This is a genomic window from Allostella sp. (assembly GCF_041913585.1).
Classification (GTDB): Bacteria; Pseudomonadota; Alphaproteobacteria; order ATCC43930; family Allostellaceae; genus Allostella.
This window is the reverse complement of the sequence record NZ_JAYSFE010000105.1, coordinates 1-6,792: the sequence shown is the minus strand read 5'-3', so window position 1 is coordinate 6,792 and position 6,792 is coordinate 1. Positions and strand designations below refer to the sequence as shown.

The following is a 6,792-nucleotide window of genomic DNA, read 5'->3' as shown; positions in this document are numbered from 1 at the left end:
AGGAACACCACCGGATCGTTGTAGGTGAAGGCGACGCTGCGGCAGCCGAAGCGGGCGGCGGTGCGCGCGATCGCCGCGGGCGAAGCGGCGTCGGCCAGCGTGTCGGTCTGGCGCGACTTCGAGATGTCCCAGTTCTGGCAGAAGCTGCAGGCGAGGTTGCAGCCGGCGGTGCCGAACGACAGGACCGGGGTGCCGGGCAGGAAGTGGTAGAGCGGCTTCTTCTCGATCGGATCGACGCAGAAGCCGCTCGAGCGGCCATAGGTCGTCAGCACCATCCGCCCGCCCTGGTTGGCGCGCACGAAGCAGAGGCCGCGCTGGCCCTCGGCCAGCCGGCAGAAGCGCGGGCAGACGTCGCACTGCAGCCGCCCGTCGTCGAGGCGCTGCCAATGGCGGGCCGGCACCACGGACGGATCGCCCGCAGCCGGAATGGGGTCCTCGGCGGTCATGGCATCCGACGACAGTCTACGGCAGCGGCGCCGGTCGGTGCTATGCTGCCGGCCGCCATGGAACGCATCGTCAAGCCGCCGGCCGTCGCCGGCGCCTTCTATCCGGCGGGGCGCGAGGCCCTGGCCGCCGAGGTCGTGCGGCTCCTCAAGGCGGCCCGGACCGAGATCCACGACCCCAAGGCCGTCGTCGCCCCCCATGCCGGCTTCGGCTATTCGGGCGCGGTCGCCGCCACCGCCTACCGGGCGCTGGCGGCAGGACGCGGGCGCGTGCGGCGGGTGGTGCTGATGGGGCCGGCGCACCGGGTCCCGGTGCGCGGCGCGGTGCTGCCGCAGGCCCATGCCTTCGCGACGCCGATCGGCGAGCTCGCGGTCGACCGGGCGGCGATGGCGCCGCTGCTGGCCATGCCGGACGTGACGGTCGACGACGTGCCCTTCCAGCGCGAGCACAGCCTCGAGGTCCACCTGCCGTTCATCCAGGCGGCGCTCGGACCGGTCGGGCTGGTGCCGATGCTCGTCGGCGCCATGCCCCCCGAGCGGGTCGAGGCGGTGCTGGACGCGGTCTGGGGCGGTCCCGAGACGGCGGTCGTCGTCAGCTCCGACCTCTCGCACTTCCACGACTACGAGACCGCGAGCGGCTTCGACCGGGCCTGCTCGAAGGCGATCGAACTGCTGAAGCTCGAGGACATCGCCGACCATCAGGCCTGCGGCCGGGTCGGCATCAAGGGCCTGATCCGGATGGCCCGCAAGCTCGACATGCGCGCCACCACGATCGACCTGCGCAATTCCGGCGACACGGGCGGCGACCGGGACCGCGTCGTCGGCTACGGCTCCTACGCCTTCGAGCATGCGGCGACCGCGCGGCTGCCGGAGGCGCGGCGGCGCTTCCTGCTCGACCTCGCCGCCCGCTCGATCCGCCGCGGCATCCACAAGGGCGAGCCGGCGGCGGTCGAGTTCGCGCCGGATGCGCCGCCGACGCTGGCCGCGCACCGGGCGACCTTCGTGACGCTGGAGCAGGAGGGCCGGCTGCGCGGCTGCATCGGTTCGGTCATCGCCCACGCCCCGCTCGCCCGCGACGTCGCGGTCAACGCCTTCAAGTCGGCCTTCGCCGACCCGCGCTTCCCGAAGCTGACCGAACCCGAGCTGGCGCGCTGCCGGATGTCGGTCTCGATCCTGTCGACGCCGCGGCCGATCGCCTTCCGGGACGAGGCCGAACTCGTGGCCGCCCTCCAGCCCGATCGCGACGGCGTCATCCTGCAGGACCAGGGCAAGCGCGGGCTGTTCCTGCCCCATGTCTGGTCCGGCCTGCCCGAACCGGCCCAGTTCGTGCGCCAGCTGAAGGCGAAGGCGGGGCTGCCGCGCGACCACTGGTCGCCCGGGCTGCGGGCCTGGCGCTTCGGCGTCGAGAAGTTCGACGGCGACCTCGTTCCGGCCGGCGGATAAGCGGCGCGAGACGCTTTGTCGCCTTCCCGCCGCGGTGGCACGGAACCAGCTTGTCGGCCGCGGTGCGCGGGAGTCGGAGGAGCAGAGGATGGCGAAGCCCGGACGATGGTGGATCCCGGCCGCCCTGGCGGTTGCGGTCGCAGCCGGCGGCTACTACGCCTGGGTCCGGTTCGGTCAGGCGACGCTGCCGGCCGGCATCGTCTCCGGCAACGGGCGCATCGAGGCGGTCGAGATCGACATCGCGACCCGCATTCCCGGCCGGGTCCGCGAAATCCTCGCCAACGAGGGCGACTTCGTCTCCGCCGGGCAGGTGCTGGCGCGCATCGACACCCAGCAGCTGGAGGCGCAGCGCCGGCAGGCCCAGGCCCAGATCGAGCGCGCCACGGTCGGCATCGAGACCGCCCGCAGCATCGTCACCCAGCGCGAGGCCGAGCGTGCCGCCGCCGTCGCCGTCGTCGCCCAGCGCGAGGCCCAGCTCGACGCGGCGGAGCGCAAGCTGGCGCGCACCGAGCAGCTCGTCCGCTCGAACACGGTCTCGCAGCAGGTGGCCGACGACGACCGCGCCTCGGCCCAGGGCGCGCGCGCGGCGGTCAACGCCGCCCGCGCCCAGCTCGCCGCCGCGGAGGCCGCCATCGGCGCCGCCAAGGCGCAGGTGATCGATGCCCGCGCCGCCGCCGATGCGGCCCGGGCGGCGGTCGAGAGCATCACCGCCGACATCGACGACGCCGAACTGCGCTCGCCGCGCGCCGGGCGAGTGCAGTACCGGGTGACCCAGCCGGGCGAGGTGCTGGCGAGCGGCGGCCGGGTGCTCAACATGGTCGATCTCGGCGACGTCTACATGACCTTCTTCCTGCCCACCGCCCAGGCCGGCCGCGTCGCCCTCGGCAGCGAGGTCCGGATCGTCCTCGACGCCGTCCCGAAATACGTGATCCCGGCCAATGTCAGCTTCGTCGCCGACGTCGCGCAGTTCACCCCCAAGACGGTCGAGACCGAGGAGGAACGGCAGAAGCTGATGTTCCGGATCAAGGCGCGGATTGCCCCGGAGCTGCTCCAGCGGCACATCACCCAGGTCAAGACCGGGCTGCCCGGGATGGCCTATCTCCGCCTCGATCCGCAGGTGGCGTGGCCGTCGCACCTGCGCGACGTGCTGCCGCGATGACGGCATTGGCGGCCCGCCTCAGCGGGGTCGCGCTGTCCTATGCGACGCGCCGCGGCCGGCCGCGGGTGCGCGCCCTCGACGGCATCGACCTCGACGTGCCCGCCGGGCGGATGGTCGGCCTGATCGGCCCGGACGGCGTCGGCAAGTCGTCGCTGCTGTCGCTGGTGGCGGGCGCCCGCGTCATCCAGGAGGGAACGGTGGAGGTCCTGGGCGGCGACATCGCCGACACCGGTCACCGGACCCGGACCTTCCCGCGCATCGCCTACATGCCGCAGGGGCTCGGCCGCAACCTTTACCCGACCCTTTCGGTGTTCGAGAACGTCGACTTCTTCGGCCGCCTCTTCGGCCACGCCAAGCGGGAGCGCGAGCGGCGGATCCGCGAACTGCTACGCGGGACCGGCCTCGCGCCGTTCGAGGACCGGCCGGCCGGCAAGCTGTCGGGGGGCATGAAGCAGAAGCTCGGCCTGTGCTGCGCGCTGATCCACGACCCCGACCTCCTGATCCTCGACGAGCCGACGACGGGCGTCGACCCGCTGTCCCGGCGCCAGTTCTGGCAGCTGATCGACGGCATCCGCAGCGCGCGTCCCGGCATGACCGTGCTCGTCGCCACCGCCTACATGGAGGAGGCGGCGCGCTTCGACAGCCTCGTCGCCATGCATGGCGGGCGCATCCTGGCGACCGGAACGCCGGGCGAAATCCTGGAGCGCACCGGCGCCGACGATCTCGACGCGGCCTTCGTGGCGCTGCTGCCGGAGGCCGCGCGGCGGGACCATCGGCGGGTCGCGATTCCGCCCCGTCCGGCGGACGGCGACGGCGACATCGCCATCGAGGCCGAGCATCTGACGATGCGCTTCGGCGACTTCACCGCCGTCGAGGACGTCAGCTTCCGTATCCGCCGCGGCGAGATCTTCGGCTTCCTCGGCTCGAACGGCTGCGGCAAGACGACGACCATGAAGATGCTGACCGGCCTGCTGCCGGCCAGCGCCGGCACGGCGCGCCTCTTCGGCCACGAGGTCGACCCGCGCGACATGGCGGTGCGGCGGCGCGTCGGCTACATGTCGCAATCCTTCTCGCTCTATTCCGAACTGACGGTGCGGCAGAACCTCGAACTGCACGCGCGGCTCTTCGGCGTCGAACCGGACGGGCGCGGCGACCGCGTCGCCGCCGTGGCGGCGCGCTTCGGACTGGACCAGCTGCTGGACGCGCTGCCCGACGACCTGCCGCTCGGCATGCGGCAGCGGCTCTCGCTCGCGGTCGCGCTCATCCACTCGCCCGACATCCTGATCCTCGACGAACCGACCTCGGGCGTCGATCCGGTGGCGCGCGACGCCTTCTGGCAGATCCTGGCGGACCTGTCGCGGCGCGACGGGGTGACGATCTTCGTCTCCACCCACTTCATGAACGAGGCGGCGCTCTGCGACCGCATCTCGCTGATGCATGCCGGTCGGGTGCTGGTGAGCGACGCCCCGGCGGCGATCCTGGAGCGAGGGGGCGCGGCCAGCCTGGAGGAGGCGTTCGTCGGCTATCTCGCGGCGGCCGACGGCGCCGCTGCCGCGCCGCCCCCGACGGCGGCCGCCCCGGCCGACGCGGAACCGCTCCCCCCTTCGCGCAGCATCCAGAGCCGCTGGCCGCCACTGCGGCGCATGTTCGCCTATGCAAGGCGCGAGGCCCTGGAACTGCGCCGGGACCCGATCCGGGCGACGCTGGCGATGCTCGGCAGCGTCATCCTCATGTTCGTGCTCGGCTACGGCATCAACCTGGACGTCGAACGACTGACCTTCGCCGTCCTCGACCGCGACGACACGACGGTCAGCCGCGACTATGTCGACCAGATCCGCGGCTCCCGGTATTTCCTGGAAAAGGCACCGATCACCGACTACGCCGACCTCGACCGGCGCATGCGGCAGGGCGACATCAGCGTCGCCATCGAGATTCCCCCAGGCTTCGCCCGGCAGGCCGCCCGCGGCCGCTCCGTCGAGGTCGGGGTCTGGCTCGACGCCGCGTTGCCGACCCGGGCGGAGACCGCGCGCGGCTACATCCAGGGCATGCACACGGCCTGGCTGACCCAGAAGGCCCGCGAACTCTACGGCGATGCCGCCATCGTCGGCAGCTATCAGATCGCGCTGCGCTACCGCTACAACCCCGACGTGCAGAGCCTGGTGGCGATGGTGCCGGCCGTCATCCCCCTGCTCCTGCTCATGATCCCGGCCATCCTCGCCGCCCTCAGCGTCGTGCGCGAGAAGGAGCTGGGCTCGATCATCAACTTCTACGTCACGCCGGTGTCGCGGCTCGAGTTCCTCACCGGCAAGCAGGTGCCCTACATCCTGCTCGGCATGCTGAACTTCCTGATGCTGGCGGCGGCCGCCGTCTTCGTCCTCGGCGTGCCGCTGACCGGCAGCTTCGCCGCGCTCGCCACCGCCGCCGGCCTCTACGTCGTCGTCTCGACCGCCATGGGGCTCGTCGTCTCGGCCTTCATGCGCAGCCAGATCGCCGCCATCTTCGCGACCGCGCTGCTGACCATCATCCCGGCGGTGCAGTTCTCCGGCATGGTCGACCCGGTCTCCTCGCTGCAGGGCGCCGGCCGCCTGATCGGCGAGGTCTACCCGGCCACCCATTTCGTCGCGATCGCCCGCGGCACCTTCTCGAAGGGGCTCGGCTTCGCCGATCTCGGGCCGCAGATCCTGGCGCTCGCCGCCGCGATCCCGGTCCTCCTCACCCTCGGCACCCTGCTCCTGCGCAAGCAGGCATCGTGATGCGCCTCGCCACCATCTTCCATCTCGGGATCAAGGAACTGCGCGGCCTCGGCCGCGACCCGGCGCTGCTGGTGCTGATCGTCTACGCCTTCACCCTCTCGGTCTACACCGCCTCCCACGCCCTGCCCGAGACCTTGAACCGGGCGCCGATCGCCATCGTGGACGAGGACCGCTCGCCGCTCTCCGCGCGCATCGTCGGCGCCTTCCAGCCGCCCTACTTCACCCTGCCGCGGCTGATCGGCCAGGCGGAGATGGATGCGCGCATGGATGCCGGGCTCGACACCTTCGCCCTCGACATCCCGCCCGAGTTCCAGCGCGACGTGCTGGCCGGCCGCGCCCCGACCATCCAGCTCAACGTCGACGCCACCCGCATGACCCAGGCCTTCGCCGGCAGCGGCTACGTCCAGGGGATCGTCGACGCCGAGGTCCGCGAGTTCACCGAGCGCCATCGCCATGTGCAGACGCTGCCGGTCGAGCTGGCGCTGCGGGCTCGCTTCAACCCGGAGCTGAACAAGGGCTGGTTCGGATCGGTCAGCGAGGTCATCGACACGATCACCATGCTGTCGATCATCCTGACCGGCGCGGCCCTGATCCGCGAGCGCGAACACGGCACCATCGAGCATCTGCTGGTCATGCCGGTGACGCCGTTCGAGATCATGGCGAGCAAGGTCTGGTCGATGGGCCTGGTCGTGCTGATCGCCGCGGCGGTGTCGCTGCTGCTGATCGTCCAGGGATTGCTGGCGGTGCCGATCCAGGGGTCGATCGCCCTCTTCCTCGTCGGCACCGCGCTCCAGCTCTTCGCCACCACCAGCATGGGCATCTTCCTCGCCACCGTCGCCGGCTCGATGCCGCAATTCGGGCTGCTGCTGATGCTGGTCCTGATCCCGCTCCAGATCCTCTCCGGCACGGTGACCCCGCGCGAGAGCATGCCGGAGGCGATCCAGGCGATCATGTCGATCGCCCCCAACACCCATTTCGTCGTCCTGGCCCAGGC

At 71.8% G+C, this 6,792-nt stretch carries 5 protein-coding genes; 4 read left to right on the top strand and 1 reads right to left on the bottom strand.

Annotated elements, in window-relative coordinates; genetic code table 11:
* Window positions 1-446: AmmeMemoRadiSam system radical SAM enzyme (amrS, locus tag ACE3Q3_RS17905; protein WP_374448388.1), on the bottom strand; the 446-nt coding region annotated here is incomplete at its 3' end.
* Between the two features lie 57 nt (window positions 447-503).
* Here amrS and amrB point away from each other — a divergent pair.
* The 4 genes from amrB to ACE3Q3_RS17885 all read left to right on the top strand — a co-directional run.
* The gene (amrB, locus tag ACE3Q3_RS17900; RefSeq protein WP_374448387.1) at window positions 504-1,886 is read left to right on the top strand and encodes an AmmeMemoRadiSam system protein B; all 1,383 of its coding nucleotides are present in this window, start codon (window positions 504-506) and stop codon (window positions 1,884-1,886) included.
* Between the two features lie 88 nt (window positions 1,887-1,974).
* Window positions 1,975-3,045 carry an HlyD family secretion protein gene (locus ACE3Q3_RS17895; RefSeq protein ID WP_374448386.1) on the top strand — a complete coding sequence of 357 codons (1,071 nt, stop codon included), beginning with the start codon at window positions 1,975-1,977 and terminating at the stop codon, window positions 3,043-3,045.
* Window positions 3,042-5,798: a ribosome-associated ATPase/putative transporter RbbA gene (gene rbbA, locus ACE3Q3_RS17890; protein WP_374448385.1), complete on the top strand. Its 2,757-nt coding sequence runs from the start codon at window positions 3,042-3,044 to the stop codon at window positions 5,796-5,798. Before ACE3Q3_RS17895 ends, rbbA begins: the two co-directional genes overlap by 4 nt.
* Window positions 5,798-6,792 (top strand): ABC transporter permease (locus tag ACE3Q3_RS17885; protein ID WP_374448384.1); only part of this gene is annotated, 995 nt, incomplete at its 3' end. The genes rbbA and ACE3Q3_RS17885, both read left to right, overlap by 1 nt.